Origin of the sequence: Sciscionella marina DSM 45152 (genome assembly GCF_000379465.1) — a bacterium.
Classification (GTDB): domain Bacteria; phylum Actinomycetota; class Actinomycetes; order Mycobacteriales; family Pseudonocardiaceae; genus Sciscionella; species Sciscionella marina.
In genome coordinates this window covers 239,618-258,990 of the sequence record NZ_KB905425.1, presented here as the reverse complement: position 1 = coordinate 258,990, position 19,373 = coordinate 239,618, and the positions used below count along the sequence as shown (strand labels likewise).

The following is a 19,373-nucleotide window of genomic DNA, read 5'->3' as shown; positions in this document are numbered from 1 at the left end:
ACCATTCCAAACAAGATGAGGAGTGCGCCAATGACCAGCACGAAGCCCATCACCAGCCCGATCGGCCAGGCGGAGACCGAGATCACCGGCGCCACGCTGAGCAGCGCGCTGCTCGATCTGATCGACCTCAGCCTGTTCGGCAAGCAGGCTCACTGGACCGTGGTCGGCGAACACTTCCGCACCGTGCACCTCCAGCTCGACGAACTGGTGGACACCGCACGCAACTATGCGGACGAGGTCGCCGAGCGTGCCGCCGCGATCGGTGTCCCGGTCGACGGGCGCGCGCAGACCGTGGCCTCGGGCTCCGGGGTCGAGAACCTCGATGCGGACTGGCATCAGGACCGCGCGGTCATCGAGGCCGTCGTGGCCGCCCTGACCAGCGTCATCGATCGGATGCGCGCCCGTATCGAGGAGACCGAGAAGAGCGACCAGGTCACCCAGGACCTGTTCATCGAGATCGCGCGGGAACTGGAGAAGGCCCGCTGGATGTGGCAGGCCCAGCTGGCGGGCTGAACCCCATCGGGTGACACCGAGGGAATAGCGGCGCCTGGCAGGACGTTCGGCCTCCCCATGACGGGTGTGTGGGTCCTGCTCGGCGCGGTGGTTCTCGCCGTACTCGCCGGTGCGCTGCTGCGGGCACGCTCGGGAAAGGTGCGCGCGGCGCGCACCGGGACGGTTCCCGAAGCGGTGCGTGAACTGCTCGCCGGGACCGGGGTGACCCTGGTCCAGATCTCCACCGAGTTCTGCGCGGACTGCCGCAGGGCCCGCGGCACGCTCGAGCGGTTCGCCGAGGAGAACGACTCGGTCCGGCATGTGGAACTGGACGTCACCGATCGCCCCGAACTGGCCACCGCGCTGCGGGTGACGAGCACCCCGACCACGCTCGCCGTGGATCCGCGCGGCGCCGAGTTATTCCGGTTCAGCGGCCTGCCGGTGCCGGAAACCCTGCGGGAACAGTGCGCTCGGCAGTTCGCATGAACAACCATCCCAGGTTCTGGACGCACTGCCCGTATCCGGCCGATCTCCCCTAGCCTTGTGCTCATGCACAGGCATCTGACCCGGCGACGCGTGGTGGACTACCGCCGCGTGGCATCCAGCCTGTGTCGTTGACTCGACCTATTCGTCCCTGTTCGAGTCAGGCTTGTAGGAGGCTGGGGTGTCGGAGCAGACAGCCACGCGTGAGCAGCCCGTCGACGTGCGCGGGCCGCGGTTCGCCGCGTGGGTGACGACCGTGGTGCTCGCCGTCGTGCTCCTGACCCAGTGGTGGTGGCTGCTCGCGGCGCAGCTGCTGGTCTTCGCGATCGGCGGTTTCGCCGGCCTCCGCTACAGCCCCTATTCCTGGGTGTTCCGCACCCTGGTCGCCCCCCGGCTCTCCCCGCCCACGGAACGGGAACCGACTCCGCCGCTGCGGTTCGCACAGTCGGTCGGATTCGTGTTCGCCGCGGTCGGCCTCGCCGGATTCCTCACCGGACTGAATTGGCTCGGATTGGTCGCGACGGCGCTGGCGCTGATCGCCGCACTGCTCAACGCGGCGTTCGGATTCTGCCTCGGCTGCCGGATGTACCTGTTGCTGCACCGGATATCCCCTTCCCATTGAGGCCTGTTCCGACAAGGCCTGCGTCCAACGCAAGAGAGCGAGATTTTTCGATGAGCCGTGAAGACGTTCTTGTCTCGACCGAATGGGCCGAGAACAACCTCCAGACCACCGGGGTGGTGTTCGCCGAGGTCGACGAGGACACCACTGCCTACGACGGCGGGCACATTCCCGGTGCGGTCAAGATCGACTGGAAGACCGAACTGCAGGACCCGGTCCGGCGCGACTTCGTGGACCAGGACGGGTTCGAAAAGCTGTTGTCCGCCAAGGGAATCAGCAATGACGACCTGGTGATCCTCTACGGCGGCAACAACAACTGGTTCGCCGCCTACGCCTACTGGTACTTCAAGCTGTACGGGCACGACAACGTGAAGCTGCTCGACGGCGGCCGCAAGAAGTGGGAGCTCGACGGGCGCGCGCTGGACAAGGGCGAGGTGAACCGTCCGGCGACCCAGTACAAGGCGAGCACCCCGGACACCTCGATCCGCGCGTTCCGCGATGAGGTCGTCGAGGCGATCAACACCAAGAACCTCGTGGATGTGCGTTCCCCGGACGAGTTCAGCGGAAAGCTGCTCGCTCCCGCGCACCTTCCGCAGGAGGCCGCCCAGCGTGCGGGCCACATCCCGAGCGCGCTCAACGTGCCGTGGGCCAAGGCCGCGAACGAGGACGGCACCTTCAAGTCCGATGACGAACTGCGCGAGCTCTACAAGACGGAGGGACTGGACGAGTCCAAGCCCACCATCGCCTACTGCCGCATCGGTGAGCGCTCCTCGCACACCTGGTTCGCACTGCACGAGCTGCTCGGGCTGGCGGATGTGAAGAACTACGACGGGTCGTGGACGGAATACGGCTCGCTCGTCGGTGTACCCATCGAGACGGGAGACGGAAAATGAGTGACGGCTGCGGCGCGCCCGTGCAGACGGCTACCCCCGCCGATATCGACACGAACGGTCAGGTCGTGCTCGCCGGCAAGACGGTCGGCGGCGCCTACGTCCGGCTGCTCAACGCCGATGGCGAATTCGCGGGCGAGGTCCAGGCCTCCGCGGACGGCGACTTCCGGTTCTACGCCGCGCCGGGCACCTGGACGGTGCGCGCGCTGCACCGCACCGGGAACGGCGAGGCCTCGGTGACCGCGCAGGGTCCTGGGCTGCACCAGGTCCCGATCGCGGTCGGCTGAGCCACCAAGCATTTCCCCCGGCCCCCATCGGCGCGATCATTCCGCCGATGGGGGCTTTTCCTGTGCCGGGGAATCCGCTCCTTCCCCTGTCTGGCAGGCCCTGCCCAGCAAGGTGTTCGTCCACTTGCGCAGCACCGAGCAGTGCGCGATCGGGTCGCGGCGCGTACAGCCGCGAATGTGCGCCAGATACTCGCGCGCCTTGCGCAGCCGTTCGTACTGGGCGTCCACCTCGGCGATCCGCGCGTCGATGGTGTCCCGCCAGGTGCCCGGCGAACTCGGGGACAGCAAGGCATCCAGGTCGTCCAGGGTCAGCATTCCGCTCTGCTGCAACAGTTTCACCGCGGAGAGCCGGTGCTGCGCGTCCGCGTCGTAATAGCGGACCCCGCCGCGCCGGGAACTCGCCGAGACCAGTCCGCGCTCCTCCCAGTAGCGCACCGTCGAGGTCGGCACCTCGAGCAGTCGCGCGACGGCACCGATCGGAAGGCTTGACTTCAAGTCAGCTTGAGACGACACGCTTCGAGCATGACCGAGAAGACCGCGCTGGACAACCGGCAACAGCTCAGCCGCGCCCCGATTCCCATTCTCATCGCCCTTTTCGGGTCCAGCTTCATCGTGCTGCTGGACACCAGCATCGTCGTGCTCGCCGCTCCCGCGATCCGCGCGGATCTGCGCATGACGCTCTCCGGCGCTTCCTGGGTCATCGACTCGTTCACCCTCGTGCTGTGCGCGGCGACGATCACCGGCGGGCTGTTCGCCGACCGGTTCGGCCGGTTGCGGGTGTTCGGTTGCGGGGTCGCCCTGTTCACCATCGGCTCCGTGGTGTGCGCGCTCGCCGGAACGGTCGGCGTGCTGCTGTTCGGCAGGGTGCTGCAGGGCCTCGGTGGTTGCGTCACCGTTCCCGGGGCGCTCGCGCTGCTCGCCCAGCTCTACCCGGATCCCGTGCGGCGCGCGAAAATGATCGCCTGGATGGCCCTTTCCACCAGCGTCGCGCTCGCACTCGGGCCCATCCTCGGCGGCATCCTCACCGAACGGTTCGGCTGGCCGGTGAACTTCTGGATCAATGTGCCGATCGGGATCTTCGTGCTCGCCCTGTGCGTGCTCGGCCGCCGTGGTGTCCGGGCGATCCGGGAGAACCGGCCGCTCAACCCGCTCACCCAGCTGCTGGCCATGATCTGGCTGTTCGCGCTGACCTTCGCCGTGATCAACGCCGGGCACGCGGGCTGGGCCGATGTGTCCGTACTCGTTCCGCTCGCGGTCGCCCTCGTGTTCGGCGCGGTGTTCGTGCTCGCCGAACGCCGTTCCAGTCATCCCATGCTCCCGGTGTCGTTGTTCGGTGAACCGGTCTTCCGCTCCGCGGTGATCGCCGGTTTCGGTCAGGGCTTCGCCGCGAACAGCCCGTTTTTCATCCTGTCGGTGTACCTGCAGCAGGGCCGCGGACTCTCCGCGATCCTCGCCGGGGTGCAGTTCCTGCCCTATGTGCTCGCGGTCGGCGCGGGCAATGTGCTCGTCGGCAGGCTGACCGCGCGGTTCGGGGCCGCGCGGCTGCTCGTGCTCGGTTATCTGGTCGACGCCGGCGCGCTGCTCGGTCTGCTCACCGTGGACGCGCACACGAACACCGCGCTGCTGAGCCTGTTGTTCGTGCTGCTCGGCATCGGCAACGGGCTCTCCATCGGGCCGGTCAACATCCTCGCGGTCAGCGTCGCCGGGCAGCGGCAGGCCGGGACGGCCGCGGCCACGGTGAACGTCAGCAGGCAGTTCGGCATCACGCTCGGCATCGCCACCCTCGGCGCCTTCGCCACCGGGGCAGGCACGCTCATCACCGGCATGCACCTCGGCATGCTGCTCGCCGCGGTGCTCTGCGTGCTCATCGCGGTGATCGCCCTGCTCCTCAACCGCACGCGTCTTTTCCGAGCGGCGTAGCCGCTCCAACCACCCAAGCAGCTCGCCCCGCCACCCACACCGCCGCGCAAGTCTCGAACAACCGCTAGTTCCAGCAGGGCTGGATGGGTTTGAGGTCGGGTGCGAGCTCCAGCGCACACGCCTGCCAGGTGCGCGCCTGGGTGTAGGCGATCATCGCCTCGTCGAAGCCCAGCAGCGGCGGCTCCAGGATGTAGAGCTGCTGTACCCGCGCCATCATCGCCCGCGCAGCCTCCGCGATGTCCTGCCGCTCGGCGAGCAGTTCGGCGGCGGCGCGGCGCACCTGCGCGCGGGTGTCCCGCAACTGGTCGAACGGCTGCTCCCGTGCCTCGCGCATCAGCCGGGCATGACATTCCTCGGAGCGCGCGTACCTGCGCCAGCGCGCGATGACCTCCGCCCTGTCGATGTGTATCGTGCGTGCCTGCCGCACGCGCTCGTCCTCCTCGAGCTGCGGATCCCCGGCGTTCTCCGGTTTCGGTTCCACCACGTTGTGTCCCGTTCTGCCACGCACTCCACGGAGAGGTGACTTCTCTTGCGAACCACCGAGCAATCAGTGGTATAGATCTATAGGCGACGGCAACTATATGGGGACGATTGGCGGACACGCCATGGGCTACGGGGGAAGACCACCTGAATGGAGGCATCAGTAGAGTGAGCAGCTATGGCCGCGAAGTACGGCAACATCGTCGTCGACCTGCGCGCCCGGATCAGGTCCGGGCAACTGCGCGTCGGCGACCGCCTGCCGCCGGAGAACGAGCTCTCCGCCGAGTACAACGTGTCCCGCATGACACTGCGCAAAGCCCTCGCGGATCTGCGCAATGAGGGGCTCATCGTCTCGGTGCACGGCATCGGGAGCACCATCGCCGACCCCCAACGTCCGCTGCGCCTGCACCGGCTCGCCGGCGGCAAGGTCAAGGGCGTGAAGGCGGTGACCCGGGATGACGCGCTCGCCGACACCGCGAGCAAGAACTTCAAGCACACCACCACCGAGGTGCGCTTCGAACCCGCGGACCGGATGGTCGCCGAAGCACTGGGGATCGAGCAGGGGGTCGAGGTCACGGTGCGCGTCCAGGTGGCCAGGGACGAGCAATCCACGGTGCAGCTGCACACCACGTACCTGCCGCGCGCGGTCACCAGGCGCACCGCGCTGGAGAAGACCGACACCGGCGAGGGCGGGGTCACCGCGCGGCTGACCGAAGCGGGGCATCAGCCGACGAAGTTCCGCGAGACGGTGAGCTCCCGGATGGCCACCGAGGCCGAACGCGGCCACTTCGGCGGATCGGTCGGGCTCGTGCTCGCCCTGGAACGGGTGGCGATCGCGAAGAAGCCGGTCCAGGTCAGCTATCTGGTGATGCCCGCGAACCGGTTCGAGGTCTCCTACGAATGGCAGGCCGAGTAGCAGCCTGTTCCCGGAGCGATATCCTGGACCTGTGGCGATCTTCTTCGAAGTACTGCTTGCCGTGATGACCGTGGTCATCGTCTGGGCCTCCTGCTACATCGTGTACCGCCTGCTGGCGGACGGCAGGCGATGACGGAACCGACGAGCGGCAACGAGGCCATCGAGGCGGCAGCGGCGCGCGCAGAACACACGGCGGGCCGTAACCTTCCGCGGTTCGCGGACCTCCCGGTCGAGGAGGACACCGCGAACCTGCGCGAGGGTCCGGACCTGCACGACCGGTGTCTGGCACTGCTCCCGCTCATCGGGGTGTGGCGGGGCACCGGCGAGGCCGACTACCCGACCATCGAGCGTTACCGGTACGGCCAGCAGATCGTGTTCTCCCACGACGGGCGCCCGTTCCTGCACTACGAATCGCGGTCCTGGCTGCTCGACGAGGACGACAAGGTGATCCGGCAGGCCGCGCGCGAGACCGGATGGTGGCGACCGCAGGAGGACGACACCATCGAGGTGCTGCTCGCGCACAACACCGGGATCGTGGAGATCTACTACGGCAAACCGCGCAACCAGACCTCCTGGGAGATCGGCACCGACATCGTGATGCGCAGCTCCAGCGCCAAGGAGGTCAACGGGGCGACCCGGCTGTACGGGCTCATGCCCAGCGGTGACCTCGGCTACGTCGAGGAACGCGCGATGGCCGGTCAGGAGCTGCAGCCGCACATCTCCGCCCAGCTGACGAGAGTGGTCGGCTGATGACTGGGCACGAGATCAGCACCGAGCAGCCCGGTTACCGGGTCCGGGTGCGCATCGACGGCGAGACGGTCGCCGATTCGGACCGCGCGGTCACCCTTGCCGAGACGGGGTACCCGCTGCGCCACTACCTTCCGCGCGCCGATGTGCGCATGGAACTGCTCACCCGCTCGGAGACCTCGACGCACTGCCCGTTCAAGGGCGATGCCGAGTACTTCGGCTACCCCGGTTACCCGGATGTGGCCTGGTCCTACGCCGGGCAGAACGCCGTGCGCAGCAACATCCAAGGACCCGACATCACCGACCTGATCTGTTTCGCCGACGAGCGAGTCGAGGTCACCGCGGACCGGTGAGACTGCTGCCGTACGGCGCCGATGGAGTGCTCGCCGAGTTCGATTCGATCGAGCAGGTGCGAGCCGCCCACCGGGCCGTGCTCGATTCCGGTATCGAAGCGAGCGAACTGGTTCCCGCGGCACGCACCCTGCTGGTCACCGGCGCCGAACCCGAGCGGGTGCGTTCGGTGCTCGCCGGGGCCGGGACCCACGCGGGTGAGCCGGGCAAGCTCGTGCGTGTTCCGGTGCGCTACACCGGACCCGATATCGAGCTCATCGCGGAGACCGCCGGGTGCACCGTCGCCGAGGTGGCCGAACTGCACGCGAGTGTCGACTACACGGTCGCGTTCTGCGGGTTCTCCCCCGGATTCGGTTACCTGACCGGACTGCCTGCCGCGCTGCACCAGCCGCGCCTGCCGAGCCCGCGCACGAGCGTGCCGACCGGATCGGTCGCGATCGCGGGGGAGTTCAGCGCCATCTATCCGCGCTCCTCCCCCGGCGGCTGGCGACTGCTCGGCGCCACCGATGTGGTGCTGTTCGACCCCCGGGCCAGCGTTCCCGCCCTGCTCCGGCCCGGTGACCTGGTCAGGTTCGAGCCATGCGCCGGCTGACCGTGCTCGAGGTGCGCCCCGGTGCCCTGATCCAGGACCTCGGCCGGCCCGGCTACGCGGCACTCGGGGTACCGCCATCGGGGGCGCTCGACGCACCCGCGCTGCGGCTGGGCAACCGCCTGCTGGGCAATCCGGAAGCGACCGCGGGCATCGAGGTGCTGCTCGGCGGGCTGCGGCTGCGCGCGGACACCCCGGTCACGGTCGCCGTGACCGGTGCGGAGGTTCCGGTGCACGGACACGACATCGGCGCGCCGATCTACCTGCGCGCGGGCGAATCGCTCGAGCTCGGCACCGTGACCAGGGGGATGCGCTGTTATGTGACCGTGCGCGGGGGCATCGAGGTGCCCGAAGAACTCGGCAGCCGGGCCACCGACACCCTCTCCGGTCTCGGTCCCGCGCCGCTGCGAGCGGGGGACGTGCTCGACATCGGGACCGCGGCGGATCTGCCGCACGGCGAGGACGGGGTACCCAGCGGACCCTTCTCGGACGCGCTCACCCTCCCGGTACTGCCCGGTCCGCGCGCCGACTGGTTCCACCGGGAGCTCGGCAGCGGGCTCTGGCACCTGTCCGCGACCAGTGACCGGATCGGGGCGCGGCTCGAGGGCCCCGCACTGCGCAGGCTGCCCGAGCGGGTGGGCGTGGAACTGCCGAGCGAGCCGATCCGCACCGGAGCGATCCAGGTACCCACCGACGGGGTGCCGCTGGTGTTCCTCGCCGATCACCCGACGACGGGCGGTTACCCGGTCGTCGGGATCGTGGACTCAGCCGCGCTCGCCTCGATCGCCCAGGCGCGCCCAGGGACTCGTATCCAGTTTTTCTATAGGCACAGCAAGGTACGGCAGTAGCAGCAGGCCGACCGGGTACACCAGATAGCCGTACCGGCTCGACGGGGCGAGCAACACCGCGAGCAGCAGGCCGAGCGCGAGCCACCGCGCCGCGTGCACCGCGTCCCGCGGCGGCCTGCGCAGCAACAGCACCCCGAGCACCAGCGCGGCGAGCGCGAGCAGCCCGCCCGCGATGGCGCTGCCACCCGGTACCAGGCTGGCGAGCAGCTGCCCCGGCAGCGGACTGCCCGCGGTCAGCCGCACATCCAGGCCACCAAGCGGCAGCTCGATCGCGTTGACCACGAAGGCGTGCGGATCGGCGATGATCACCGGCACCAGCAGCACCAGCGGCGGAATCAGTACGGCGACCACGGCACGCAGCCCGGCACGGACCCCGCCGCGCGCGCAAGCGAGCACGAGTAGCACGATCACCGCGGGCCAGGCGAAGGCCTTCATGGCGGCGGCGAACCCAATGAGCAGCCCGGCCGCGGCGAACCGGTCCCGCCCGGCGAGCACCAGACCGAGGCAGAGGCAGCCGAGCACCGGAACATCGGTGGCCCCGGTGACCAGTTGCAGGGCCACGAACGGGCAGCACAGCAGCGCGAACACCAGCCGCCGGTTGCGCAACAGGCCGAACAGCAGGACAGCGGCGAGCCCCAGATACAGCCGTGGATCGGTGGCCGGGCCACCGCCGAACAGCGCCGAGGGCAACCCGAAAAGAGCCAGCCCGGGCAGGTAGACATTGAAGGAATTCGGATCCCCGCTCCCGCTCGGATGCGGAAACGGGGTCCCGGTCTCGAGCCAGCGGGCCGCGGCGTCCCGGAGGATCGCGATCTCCGGATTGGCCACCCCGGTCGCCAGCTCGATGCCGAGCGGGACGAGCAGCGTGCCGAGCGCCAGCAGCACAGCGGCCGGGGCACGCCACGGCAACGGGGCCGCGAGCAACGCGCCCGCGTACCCGAACACCGCGGCGAGCGCCCAGATCCGGTGCGGTTCGAGTCCGGTGACCGCCGCGTAGATCCCGGCGAACACCGCGCTCGCCAGCAGCGCGGCGAGCAGCAGCGTCCGGGCGGACAGCAGACGCGGGCTCAGTACTCCGCTTCGTAGAGTGCGCACAGCTGCTCGTGCAGCGCGGAGGAGTCCCCGAGCTGCTTGCCGTCCAGGGTGTGCACGCGGGTGATCTTGCGGACCGAGGAAGCGACCATGACCACATCGGCGGTGAACAGGTCTTCGACCGCGATGGACTCGGTCGTGCAGGTCCAGCCCGCACGCTCGGCGGCGCGGAACAGCCCGGCCTGCGTGGTGCCCGGCAGGATGCCGATCTGGGCGGGCGGGGTGCGCAGGGTGTTTCCGGAGGCGAGCACCACGGTCGAGGTCGGCCCTTCGAGCACGGTGCCGTCGCTCGCGGTGAAGATGACCTCCTGGGCACCGCGGCGCTTGGCTTCCCGCCCCGCTGCCATGTTGAGCGCGTAGGACAGCGACTTCGCCCCGAGCAGCAGCCACGGGGCGCGCTCGGCGAGGCCCGGGTCGATGCCGCGTTCCAAGGTCACCGCGGAGACCCCGGTGCGCCGCAGCTCGTGCACCTGTTCGCCGATCGACATGCCGAGAGCGAAACCGGTCACCTCATCGGTGTCCTCGGGGCCGCGGGTGTACACGAGCTTCAGCGCGCACTCCGGCTCGGTCCAGCGCTCGAGCACCGCCTCGACGGCGTGCTGCCAGGCCACACGATCGGGTTCGGGCAGCTCAAGCTTGGCCGCAGAGGCCGCGAGCCGGTCGAGGTGCAGATCGAGTTCCCGCGGTTTCCCGTCCACCACGAGGATCGTTTCGAAGACCCCGTCCCCGCGCATGAGACCGAGATCATCCACCCGGATGTGTGCCGCTTCGGGGTCGGCGACGGTTCCGTCGAGCATCACCAGTACACGCATGTCCGCAACGTTAGTACGCTTGGGGGTGTGGAGGCCGAGCAGGCAGGACTACGCAACACGCTGCATCGCAACGGGTTGCGCATGACTCCGCAGCGCCAGCTCGTGCTCGACGCGATCGCCGAACTGGAACACTCCACTCCGGAGCAGATCTGCGCCCAGGTACGCCGCAGGGCGAGCGGGGTGAACATCACCACCGTCTACCGCAACCTGGAACTGCTCGAGAGTCTCGGGCTCGTCACGCGCACCCATCTCGGCCCGGGTGCACCGATCTACGCGGTCCCCGAACACCGGCATGTGCACCTGGTGTGCCAGCGCTGCGGGGCGACCGAGGAGGTCGGCACGTCCGTACTCGAACCGCTCGCGGGAACATTGCGCGAGCGCGCCGGGTTTGTACTGGATACCAACCACGTCGCGCTCACCGGGCGCTGCGCCGGCTGTGTCAGGAACGACTGTGTCTGAGGATGCCTGTGTCTGAGGAAAGAAGCGTGAGCTCACCGCTACTCGAACTACCCGGGGCCATCGCCAACCCGGACGACTCACCGGACCACGGCGTCGCGTGGCATTTCGGCGACCCGTTCGGCGAGCAGCGCACCGCTGCACGCTCGGCGGCCGTGCTCGATCGCTCGCATCGCGGGGTCATCGCGGTCACCGGGGACGACCGGTTTTCCTGGCTGAACCTGCTCACCTCGCAGCTGCTCACCGAACTGCCTGAGGGCAGCGGCACCGAGGCGCTGGTACTGGACAGCCATGGCCGCGTCGAGCACCACGCGGTCCTCGCCCATCTGAACCGAACGGTCTACCTCGACAACGAGCCCGGTCGTGCGGAGCCGCTGCGCGAATACCTGGAGTCGATGAAATTCTGGTCGGCTGTGGAGACCTCGATCGCCGAGCTGGGCGTGCTCACCCTGCTCGGTCCCGAGGCCGGCGCACTCGTCGACTTCGAACTCCCGGACGAGCCGTACGCGGTGCGCGAACTCCCCGGTGGCCAGGGCCTCGTCCGCGCCATGCCCGGCTCCTACGATCTGCTGGTGCCGCGCGCCGAACTGGTCGACTGGTGGCGGCGCGTCACCGAGGCCGGGGTGCGTCCGACCGGCACCTGGACCTACGAGGCGCTGCGGGTGGAGGGTCTGCGCGCCCGGCTCGGCGTGGACACCGATGAGCGCACGATTCCGCACGAAGCACGCTGGGTCCCGAGCGCGGTGCATCTGGACAAGGGCTGCTATCGCGGACAAGAGACCGTGTCCAAAGTGCAGAATGTCGGCCAGCCGCCGCGCAGGCTCATGCTGCTGCACCTGGACGGTTCGCCCGAGGTGCTGCCGCAGACCGGCGACCCGGTGCTCTCCGGGACCAAGACGGTCGGCCGGGTGGGCACCGTGATCACCCACCACGAGCTCGGCCCGATCGCGCTCGCCCTGCTCAAACGTTCCGCCCCGGTGGACGGCGAACTGATCGCCGGTGCCGAGGACCGCGCCATCCAGGCGGCCGTCGACCCCGATTCGATCCCCGCCGAGCACGTGGCACCGGGCAAGGCGGCCGCCGCGGCATTACGGGGCAAGTGACCGTCATCGCGGTGGCCCCGCGCGGCACCGAGCGGCTGGCCACCAGCATGGCCGACTGCGCGCGGGTCGGCGCCTCGGTACTCATCCCACCGCCGGGCACCAGAGCGGCCGAGCTCGCGGCGATCCGTACCGAGACCGGGTTACTTGTCGCGGGTGAAGATGTGCAGTTGCGGCACCAGTACGTACTCCCCGATGGCGACCTGCACACCGTCGCCGAGCTGCTCCGCTCGCTGCCCGAGGACGCCGTTCCGGTGCTCGGCGGCGGGGTGGATGTGCTGCTCGCCGCCCTTTCCGCGCACGCCAACCTGCGGGTGGGCAGCGCGGACACCCCGGACGGAGAGGACCCCCGTCTCGTGGCGTTCGCCGCGGGCCTCGCCCGCTTGTCGGGACGCGCACCGATGTCACCCGACTCCGCGAAAATACTGCTGGGGACGGAACCAGTACCGTAAGTTCTGCGGAAAAGTTCCGACCACACTGACCATGTGCACCCGGCATATCGCAGGATGGAGCCGTGATGGAGGTCCGCCCTGGGGGACGCAGGCGCATCGACCGCGTTCTCGCCCCCGACTACACGACGCGATCCGCCGTGCGCCCGCTCGCCGAGGTCCGCGAACTGCGCGACGAGGCAGCCCAGGAGGAGACCGACCTCTCCTACCTGCGGCGACTCCTGCACGCGCGGATGGACATCGTGCGCGCCGAACAGCGCAGGCGCGAACACGGCGGGGACGAACCCGTCGTCGACCAGCTCGCCGACATCCTCTCCCGCAACGCCGTCGGACCGGCGAAAGGCTCCGGGCGGTTCTCCGAGCTCACCCCCTCACGCGCCGAGGCACACCGGCGCCACGTCGAAGCGCTCATCTCCGATGTCGACCTCTCCGACGTCGGTTCGCTCACCGATGAACAGCTCGACCGGGCACTCGCGGCCTACCAGGCCGAGGAGGACTCGGTGTCCGGCTTCCGCAAACAGGTGCAGCAGGTGGTCGACGTGCTCAACGACGAGATCGCGGGCCGCTACCGCAAAGGCAGCGCGAGCGTGGACGAGCTACTGGACGCCGAGCGCACCGAGGACTAGGCGCACGGTCTCCCCGGATGCGCGTCAGTTCGCCCTTTCGAACATGGCCAGATCACCCCAGAAATCCCGCAGCCGTTCATAGCGCTCGCCGACTTCGTCCCCATCGCCGCGTTCCAGTGCGTCCACGATCCGCTGCACGTCATCGGCGCTGGTGTCGGCGAGGATCTGGTCGTCGTCCATGAGCTGCACCAGCCCACCGTAGTCCAGCTCGAGTACCGAGTCCTCGTCGAAGTGCCGCAGCCACCGGTCGGTGTCGTTGAGTATCCGCGCCGGCCCGCTCTCCCCGATCGCCTCACCGGCCACCTTGCCCGCCCGCGCGACCCTGGCCCTGGCGGATTCCATGGTCACGGTCCAGCGCACGGCCCGCGCCGGGTCCTCGCGCGGGGCCAGCCGCACGTACCGCTCCTCCTGCTCGACGAGCGCGAACCAGGGCAGCGGAACCGTGTAGGTGGAGGAGACCGAGTGCACCGCTCCGGAAGGCAGCTGGGCCATCACCGAGGAGGCCCTCGAGCGCACCACATCGGAGGAGGCGTCCACCGCGGCCGAGGACAGTGGAGTCGGCGCGCCGGAAAGGAATCCCACGAGCGCGGCGGCCGAGCGCGGGCGCATATCGAGCGGGCACACCAGCGGGGCGAGCTCGGCGACTTCGGCTCCCTCCGCGCCGAAACCCGTTCCCCGGTCGAGATCGGTGACCTCGGTGGGGTCGAGCACGAGCACGTCCTGCGGGGCGTTCGGATTCGGCCTGCCGTCGGAGAACTCGCCGGGCAGCAGCCGCCGCGGCACGGCGAGCTGGGAACGCAGCCACAGCTCCCGCTCCCGTTCACCGATCCCGGCGCGAGTCAACGGATGCTCGGAGAGCCCACGACGCAACCGCGCGGCGAACTCGTCGGAGAAGGCCGTCAGCGGTTGGTATACGCGCAGGTAGGCAACGAACGGACGGGGCACACCCTAAATCGTGCCACGCGCGTGCTGCGGGCGCCGTGGTGGTACCAGTACGCCCGTCCTATCCGGGAACGATTCTGTGAGCGTCCCCACATTGGCGGGACAGCCGGAACGTATCTCGCCAGGGCAACCGAATCACCAGGGAATGTCGGGACACACACAGGCAAGCCACGTCGCGCCAAACCGCGTCGAACCTGTACGGTAGTTACTACGAAACATGTCCAGTAGATGCAGGGCCGCCGTTCCCCCGGCCGCCCTGCCCCTTGCATGAGGGGGTCGAGCCAGATGGGGCGCGGCCGAGCGAAGGCCAAGCAAACGAAAGTGGCACGGGAGCTGAAGTACAACAGCGGCCCGGACACGGACCTTGATGCCTTACAGCGCGAGTTGTCCAGTTCCAAGTCCACGCAGGACGATGATGCCTACGAGGACAAGTACGGGGATCCGTACGACGACTACGACTACCGACGTTGACCGAGTAGTGGACCGGTGCCGCCATCGGCGGCACCGGGAATCGGTCAGAACCGTGAGTGGTTCCCTCGGAGCAACACGGAAACATCGTCGGACCCGTCGATGTCCTTGCTGGGCTTGATCTCACCAAGCACCCAGCCGGGCACATGCCGTGCCGTGAGCACGGCGAGCGCCCGGTCGACATCCTCGGGATCGATGACGGCCACCATGCCGACTCCCATGTTGAACGTGCGCTCCATCTCCGCGCGGTCGATGCGCCCACGCTGGGCGATCAGGCCGAACACCGGAGCGGGGTTCCACGTGTCCCGGTCGAGCACGGCGGTCAACCCTTCCGGGAGCACCCGGCCGAGATTGTTCGCCAGCCCGCCGCCGGTCACGTGCGCGAAGGTCCGCACGCTCGTCTCCGCGGCGAGCGCGAGGCAGTCCTTGGCGTAGATACGGGTCGGTTCGAGTAGTTCCTCACCGAGGGTGCGGCCGAATTCCTCGACGTGCCCGTCCAACGGCATGCGCGCGATGTCCAGCAACACCCGGCGTGCGAGCGAGTAGCCGTTGGCGTGCAGTCCGGAAGCACCGAGCGCGAGCACCACATCGCCGGGGCGCACCCGGTCCGGGCCGAGCTGATCGTCGGCCTCGACGACGCCCACCCCGGTGCCGGAGATGTCGTAGTCCCCCTCGGCCATCAGCCCGGGATGCTCCGCGGTCTCCCCGCCGAGCAGGGCGCAGCCGGCCAGCACGCACCCCTCCGCGGTGCCCTTGACCAGCATCGCCACCCGCTCCGGGTCGACGTGCCCGACCGCGATGTAGTCCTGCATGAACAGCGGCTCGGCCCCGCAGACCACGAGGTCGTCCACCACCATGGCGACCAGGTCCTTGCCGATGGTGTCGTGCACATCCATCGCCTGGGCGATCGCGACCTTGGTGCCGACCCCATCGGTCGAGGAAGCGAGTAGCGGTTCGCGCCACCGTTCCGCTTTGAGGGCGAACAACCCGGCGAACCCACCGAGGCCACCGCGTACCTCCGGCCGGGTGGCCTTCGCCGCGAAGGGTTTGAACCGCTCGACGGCCTCCTCGCCTGCCTCGATATCCACTCCGGCTGAGGAGTAGGTGACCTGCGAGGAACCTGTTTCGTTGCGCACTACGAGATTCTCCAGCCTGAATTGATCAGGGACGCCGTACGGCTTCCTGCGCGCCGTACCCGGCCGGTACCGGTGTACCGGATGCTCCGAAGGCACCCGGATCCGAGTCCGGTGCCGTGTTGTCTTCGGGGTTCTTACCGGCGAGCGCGCCCTTCGGCAGGGCGATCGGGTACTCGCCGTCGAAGCAGGCGGCACACAACCGGTTGCGCGGCTGATCCGAGGCCGCGGTCATCCCGTCGATCGAGACATAGGCGAGCGAATCGGCACCGATCGAGCGGCGCACCCCGTCCGCGTCGAGCCCGTTCGCGATCAGCTCGGCGCGGGTGGCGAAGTCGATGCCGTAGAAGCAGGGCCAGCGCACCGGTGGGGAGGCGATGCGCACGTGCACCTCGACCGCGCCCGCCTCGCGCAGCATGCGCAGCAGGGCGCGCTGGGTGTTCCCGCGCACGATCGAATCATCCACGACGACGAGCCGCTTGCCCCGGATCACCTCGCGCAGCGGGTTGAGTTTGAGCCGGATGCCGAGCTGGCGAATGGTCTGCGATGGCTGGATGAAGGTGCGCCCGACATAGGCGTTCTTGACCAGGCCCTGGCCGTACGGAATACCCGAGCGCTGGGCGAACCCGACCGCGGCCGGGGTGCCCGATTCCGGGACGGGGATGACCAGATCGGCCTCGGCGGGCGCCTCGTCCGCGAGCCTGCGCCCGATCTCCACCCGGGTGGAGTGCACGCTGCGCCCGGCGATCGAACTGTCCGGGCGGGCTAGGTAGACGTACTCGAAAACACAGCCCTTCGGCTCCGGAGTGGCGAACCGCGAGGAGCGCAGCCCCTCGGCGTCGATCGCGATCAGCTCACCCGGCTCCACCTCGCGTACGAAGCTCGCGCCCACGATGTCCAGCGCGGCCGTCTCGCTGGCGACCACCCAGCCGCGTTCGAGCCTGCCGAGCACGAGCGGGTGCACGCCATGCGGATCGCGCGCGGCGTAGAGCGTGTCCTTGTCCGAGAACACCAGGCAGAACGCGCCGCGCAGGGTGGGCAGCAGGCGCATCGCGGCCTGTTCGAGGGACAGCGATTCGCTCCTGCTCAGGTGCGCGAGCAGCCCGCACATCAGGTCCGAGTCCGAGCTCGAACCGGTCAGCCCGCGCATCGGCTTGAGCCCGGCGGACTCCGAACGCTCCCGCAGTTCCTCGGTGTTCACCAGGTTGCCGTTGTGCGCGAAGGTCAGCCCGTTACCGTCCCCGGTGTCCCGGAAAATCGGCTGTGCGTTCTCCCACACCGTCGATCCGGTCGTCGAATAACGGCAGTGCGCCACCGCGAGGTGCCCGCGCAGACTGGTCAGCACCTTCTCGTCGAAGACCTGGCTGACCAGCCCGAGATCCTTGAACACCACGATCTGCTTACCGTCGGCCACGGAGATCCCCGCCGCCTCCTGACCGCGGTGCTGCAGTGCGTACAGCCCGTAAAAGGCCAGCTTGGCGACGTCCTCACCAGGGGCCCAAACGCCGAACACGCCGCATTCCTCACGCGGCTCCCGCTCGCCGACGACCTGTTCAGCTGTGGATTCGGTGGCCACGCAATCGCTCCTCGCCAGGGGCATCCGTATACGTCAAGAGTGTACGTTGCCCGAACCCGCGCACCTGCACATCGGGTGCCGCCGCGCGGATCACGGACAGTACGGAATCTGATAATCTGATTCCGTGCGGGAGATGACCGCGACCGAGGCCAGCCGGAACTTCAAAGCGGTGCTCGACCGGACCGAACGGGGCGAGACGATCGCGCTGACCCGCGGCGGGAAGCGGATCGCCCTGATCGCGCCCGCAGGCCGGGCGAACGGGGCCGCCGTCCGCGCGGCCATGCGGCGCTGGGCCGAGCACCCTGCACTGTCCGAAGCGGCCGATGAGCTCGCCGGTCACGTCGCCGCGGTTCGCGAGCTCCCCACCGCCGAGGCGGACGCGGATCCATGGGCCGAGTAGTTCTGGACACCGGTGTGCTGATCGCCGGGGCGAAAAAGGAGCCGTTGCCTGAACTGGACGACGCGGACGACATCGCCATCCCCGTACTCGTGGTCGCCGAATTCCTCGCCGGGATCGAGCTCGACCAGGACGAGCAGCGCGCCGCGGCCATGCGGGGGTATCTGGACTCGCTGCTCGAGGTGGCGCCCACCCTCGAATACGACGACGCCGTTGCCGAGCACCACGCGGAGTTGCTGGCGCACACCCGCCGTTCCGGGAAACCACGCGATGCCCACGACCTGATCATCGCCGCCACCGCCCGCTCGTATGCGCGCACCGTCTACACCACGGACGCCCGCACCCGGTTCGACGCCCTTCCCGGGGTCGAGTGCGTGGTGCTCAGCAGTGGTCAGGCGGGTCGCAGCGCGTAGCAGTAGAACAGCACGAGCGCCACGCTGACCGCGATCGCGGCGAGCACCGGGACGGCCGAGAAGACCGCGGTGAGCGCGAAGTCGGCACGGCGCTCGGGTGCCCGCTCGGGGCCGAGCCAGCGCAGCCGGGCACGCACGGCGTCCCGGGACATGCCGAGCGCGGGCACCGGAGCACTGGGATGTCCGTCGGCGAGCGTACGCAGGGCGTCCCGCACCGATCGGCTGCCGTGTTCACGCGCGGCACAGGCATCCGCGGACAGCTCGACCAGCATCCGCAGGATCGGGGGCGCGCTGCGGCACAGCGGAAGGAACGGGAAGGCGCGGGCACAGGCCTCGGCGGCGAGCACCAGCAGGTGGTGCCGTGCCCGCAGGTGGGCGTGCTCGTGCGCGAGGATGGCGGCCCGCTGCGAGGCGGGCAGCTCGGCGACGCCCTTGGTGACCACGACGGTGCCGTTGCGCCCGCCGAGGCTGTACGCGACCGGGGCGTGCTGGTCGAGCCAGAACACCGTGGTCCCACGCCAGTCGTGTTCCTCGGTGCCGCACGCGCGCACCAGCGAGAGGTGGCTGCGCCGCCAGCGCAGGTTGCGCACCAGAACACGAGCGGCGACCAGGCCGAACCAGACAAGCGCGGCGAACAGCGCGGCACCGACCAGTGGCGCCACGATCAGGCGCAGGCCGGGCACCCCTCCGGAACGGGCGACGTTCACACAGGTGTGGGTCATGCCGATGATCCCGTCCACGTTCGCGCGGGCGGGGAAGGCCAACAGCGCCGCGGAACCGAGCGCGGCGGCGAGCATGGTGGCCAGCGATCCGGTCCAGGCGAGCAGGGCCAGCCTCGGGTGCACGCCCGGATCGACGGCGATTTGCAGGTACCGCGGAGCAAGCAGCCCGATCAGGAGCGCGGCGAGGAACAGGCCGAGCGCGAGCGTCATCGATCCTCCCCGAACACCTTGCGCAGCAGTTCGGACTCGCGTTCGGTGGCGGATTCGGCGAAGTGCAGCAGTACCCGTTCGGCGTTGCCGCTGGATTCGAGCACCTCGCGCAGCAGCTGGGCGCCCGCCTCCTCCCTGCTGCGCGCGGGCAGGTACGCATAGGCGCGCCCATCGCGTTCCCGGTGCACCCAACCCTTGCCGTGCAAGTTGTCCAGCACCGTCATCACCGTGGTGTAGGCGAGCGGCCGCGCGGTGTCCAGGTGCTCGAGCACATCCCGCACCCGCAGGGGCCGGTCGGCGCCCCACAGGACGTCCATCACCTTGCCCTCGAGCTCACCGAGACCGTGCACGCGGC

Annotated in this window: 27 protein-coding genes; 18 read left to right on the top strand and 9 right to left on the bottom strand. The window is 69.2% G+C overall.

Annotated features, from left to right (window positions below; genetic code table 11):
* The first annotated feature begins 30 nt into the window (after positions 1-30).
* From A37U_RS0134495 to A37U_RS0134475, 5 genes are all read left to right on the top strand, one after another.
* Positions 31-513, top strand: a complete 483-nt coding sequence (locus tag A37U_RS0134495; protein ID WP_020501225.1) for a Dps family protein — start codon at positions 31-33, stop codon at positions 511-513.
* 57 nt (positions 514-570) lie between these two features.
* Complete coding sequence (locus A37U_RS0134490; RefSeq protein WP_020501224.1) at positions 571-978, top strand: thioredoxin family protein; 408 nt, start codon at positions 571-573, stop codon at positions 976-978.
* 178 nt (positions 979-1,156) lie between these two features.
* On the top strand, positions 1,157-1,597 hold the full coding sequence (locus A37U_RS0134485) for a DUF4395 domain-containing protein (protein ID WP_020501223.1): 441 nt from the start codon (positions 1,157-1,159) through the stop codon (positions 1,595-1,597).
* Between the two features lie 50 nt (positions 1,598-1,647).
* A complete protein-coding gene (locus A37U_RS0134480) occupies positions 1,648-2,487 on the top strand; it encodes a sulfurtransferase (protein ID WP_020501222.1) in 840 nt (279 codons plus the stop codon).
* Positions 2,484-2,771: a DUF1416 domain-containing protein gene (locus A37U_RS0134475; RefSeq protein ID WP_020501221.1), complete on the top strand. Its 288-nt coding sequence runs from the start codon at positions 2,484-2,486 to the stop codon at positions 2,769-2,771. Before A37U_RS0134480 ends, A37U_RS0134475 begins: the two co-directional genes overlap by 4 nt.
* Before the next feature lie 36 nt (positions 2,772-2,807).
* Here A37U_RS0134475 and A37U_RS46810 read toward each other — a convergent pair whose 3' ends face one another.
* Positions 2,808-3,266, bottom strand: coding sequence for a MerR family transcriptional regulator (locus A37U_RS46810; RefSeq protein WP_020501220.1), 459 nt, complete (start codon positions 3,264-3,266; stop codon positions 2,808-2,810).
* A gap of 27 nt (positions 3,267-3,293) precedes the next feature.
* Here A37U_RS46810 and A37U_RS46805 point away from each other — a divergent pair, with 27 nt between their 5' ends.
* Positions 3,294-4,691 (top strand): MFS transporter, encoded by a 1,398-nt coding sequence (locus A37U_RS46805; protein WP_020501219.1) that lies wholly within the window; start codon positions 3,294-3,296, stop codon positions 4,689-4,691.
* A 64-nt stretch (positions 4,692-4,755) separates the two neighbouring features.
* Here the strand turns inward: A37U_RS46805 and A37U_RS0134460 are convergent, their stop codons facing one another.
* A complete protein-coding gene (locus A37U_RS0134460; protein WP_157183191.1) occupies positions 4,756-5,175 on the bottom strand; it encodes a hypothetical protein in 420 nt (139 codons plus the stop codon).
* A gap of 174 nt (positions 5,176-5,349) precedes the next feature.
* On the opposite strand from A37U_RS0134460, the gene A37U_RS0134455 reads away from it, so the two are divergent.
* From A37U_RS0134455 to A37U_RS0134430, 5 genes are all read left to right on the top strand, one after another.
* The gene (locus A37U_RS0134455; RefSeq protein ID WP_020501217.1) at positions 5,350-6,087 is read left to right on the top strand and encodes a GntR family transcriptional regulator; all 738 of its coding nucleotides are present in this window, start codon (positions 5,350-5,352) and stop codon (positions 6,085-6,087) included.
* A 129-nt stretch (positions 6,088-6,216) separates the two neighbouring features.
* The gene (locus A37U_RS0134445) at positions 6,217-6,837 is read left to right on the top strand and encodes a heme-binding beta-barrel domain-containing protein (protein WP_020501215.1); all 621 of its coding nucleotides are present in this window, start codon (positions 6,217-6,219) and stop codon (positions 6,835-6,837) included.
* A complete protein-coding gene (locus tag A37U_RS0134440) occupies positions 6,837-7,187 on the top strand; it encodes a DUF427 domain-containing protein (protein WP_020501214.1) in 351 nt (116 codons plus the stop codon). The genes A37U_RS0134445 and A37U_RS0134440 overlap by 1 nt, the downstream gene beginning before the upstream one ends.
* Positions 7,184-7,777: a 5-oxoprolinase subunit B family protein gene (locus A37U_RS0134435; protein WP_020501213.1), complete on the top strand. Its 594-nt coding sequence runs from the start codon at positions 7,184-7,186 to the stop codon at positions 7,775-7,777. Before A37U_RS0134440 ends, A37U_RS0134435 begins: the two co-directional genes overlap by 4 nt.
* Positions 7,765-8,622, top strand: a complete 858-nt coding sequence (locus tag A37U_RS0134430) for a 5-oxoprolinase subunit C family protein (RefSeq protein WP_020501212.1) — start codon at positions 7,765-7,767, stop codon at positions 8,620-8,622. Before A37U_RS0134435 ends, A37U_RS0134430 begins: the two co-directional genes overlap by 13 nt.
* Here the strand turns inward: A37U_RS0134430 and A37U_RS46800 are convergent.
* Both A37U_RS46800 and A37U_RS0134420 read right to left on the bottom strand, forming a co-directional pair.
* The gene (locus A37U_RS46800; RefSeq protein ID WP_020501211.1) at positions 8,539-9,717 is read right to left on the bottom strand and encodes a hypothetical protein; all 1,179 of its coding nucleotides are present in this window, start codon (positions 9,715-9,717) and stop codon (positions 8,539-8,541) included. The genes A37U_RS0134430 and A37U_RS46800 overlap by 84 nt on opposite strands.
* On the bottom strand, positions 9,690-10,526 hold the full coding sequence (locus A37U_RS0134420; protein ID WP_020501210.1) for an aminodeoxychorismate lyase: 837 nt from the start codon (positions 10,524-10,526) through the stop codon (positions 9,690-9,692). The genes A37U_RS46800 and A37U_RS0134420 overlap by 28 nt, the downstream gene beginning before the upstream one ends.
* 27 nt (positions 10,527-10,553) lie before the next feature.
* Between A37U_RS0134420 and A37U_RS0134415 the strand changes: the two genes are divergently transcribed.
* The 4 genes from A37U_RS0134415 to A37U_RS0134400 all read left to right on the top strand — a co-directional run bounded on the left by A37U_RS0134415 (position 10,554) and on the right by A37U_RS0134400 (position 13,157).
* Complete coding sequence (locus A37U_RS0134415; RefSeq protein WP_020501209.1) at positions 10,554-10,985, top strand: Fur family transcriptional regulator; 432 nt, start codon at positions 10,554-10,556, stop codon at positions 10,983-10,985.
* Positions 10,986-10,987: 2 nt separating this feature from the next.
* Positions 10,988-12,085, top strand: a complete 1,098-nt coding sequence (gene ygfZ, locus A37U_RS0134410; protein ID WP_026197921.1) for a CAF17-like 4Fe-4S cluster assembly/insertion protein YgfZ — start codon at positions 10,988-10,990, stop codon at positions 12,083-12,085.
* Positions 12,082-12,534 carry a hypothetical protein gene (locus tag A37U_RS0134405; protein ID WP_020501207.1) on the top strand — a complete coding sequence of 151 codons (453 nt, stop codon included), beginning with the start codon at positions 12,082-12,084 and terminating at the stop codon, positions 12,532-12,534. The genes ygfZ and A37U_RS0134405 overlap by 4 nt, the downstream gene beginning before the upstream one ends.
* Positions 12,535-12,596: 62 nt before the next feature.
* Positions 12,597-13,157, top strand: a complete 561-nt coding sequence (locus A37U_RS0134400) for an RsiG family protein (protein ID WP_026197920.1) — start codon at positions 12,597-12,599, stop codon at positions 13,155-13,157.
* A 24-nt stretch (positions 13,158-13,181) separates the two neighbouring features.
* On the opposite strand, the gene A37U_RS0134395 is transcribed toward A37U_RS0134400, so the two are convergent.
* Positions 13,182-14,102, bottom strand: coding sequence for a DUF8083 family protein (locus A37U_RS0134395; protein WP_020501205.1), 921 nt, complete (start codon positions 14,100-14,102; stop codon positions 13,182-13,184).
* 282 nt (positions 14,103-14,384) lie between these two features.
* Between A37U_RS0134395 and A37U_RS0134390 the strand changes: the two genes are divergently transcribed.
* Entirely contained in the window at positions 14,385-14,570 is a 186-nt protein-coding gene (locus tag A37U_RS0134390; RefSeq protein WP_026197919.1) for a DUF3073 domain-containing protein, read from the top strand.
* Between the two features lie 44 nt (positions 14,571-14,614).
* On the opposite strand, the gene purM is transcribed toward A37U_RS0134390, so the two are convergent.
* Positions 14,615-15,703, bottom strand: coding sequence for a phosphoribosylformylglycinamidine cyclo-ligase (purM, locus tag A37U_RS0134385; RefSeq protein ID WP_020501203.1), 1,089 nt, complete (start codon positions 15,701-15,703; stop codon positions 14,615-14,617).
* A 25-nt stretch (positions 15,704-15,728) separates the two neighbouring features.
* The gene (gene purF / locus A37U_RS0134380) at positions 15,729-17,300 is read right to left on the bottom strand and encodes an amidophosphoribosyltransferase (RefSeq protein WP_051111807.1); all 1,572 of its coding nucleotides are present in this window, start codon (positions 17,298-17,300) and stop codon (positions 15,729-15,731) included.
* Between the two features lie 109 nt (positions 17,301-17,409).
* Between purF and A37U_RS0134375 the strand changes: the two genes are divergently transcribed.
* Positions 17,410-17,676, top strand: coding sequence for a type II toxin-antitoxin system Phd/YefM family antitoxin (locus tag A37U_RS0134375; RefSeq protein ID WP_020501201.1), 267 nt, complete (start codon positions 17,410-17,412; stop codon positions 17,674-17,676).
* Complete coding sequence (locus A37U_RS0134370; protein ID WP_020501200.1) at positions 17,664-18,086, top strand: type II toxin-antitoxin system VapC family toxin; 423 nt, start codon at positions 17,664-17,666, stop codon at positions 18,084-18,086. The genes A37U_RS0134375 and A37U_RS0134370 overlap by 13 nt, the downstream gene beginning before the upstream one ends.
* Here the strand turns inward: A37U_RS0134370 and A37U_RS0134365 are convergent.
* Together A37U_RS0134365 and A37U_RS0134360 are read right to left on the bottom strand one after the other, a co-directional pair.
* Positions 18,065-19,018, bottom strand: a complete 954-nt coding sequence (locus tag A37U_RS0134365; protein ID WP_020501199.1) for a M56 family metallopeptidase — start codon at positions 19,016-19,018, stop codon at positions 18,065-18,067. The two genes, A37U_RS0134370 and A37U_RS0134365, sit on opposite strands and share 22 nt — an antisense overlap.
* Positions 19,015-19,368, bottom strand: coding sequence for a BlaI/MecI/CopY family transcriptional regulator (locus tag A37U_RS0134360; protein WP_020501198.1), 354 nt, complete (start codon positions 19,366-19,368; stop codon positions 19,015-19,017). Before A37U_RS0134360 ends, A37U_RS0134365 begins: the two co-directional genes overlap by 4 nt.
* Between the last annotated feature and the right edge of the window lie 5 nt (positions 19,369-19,373).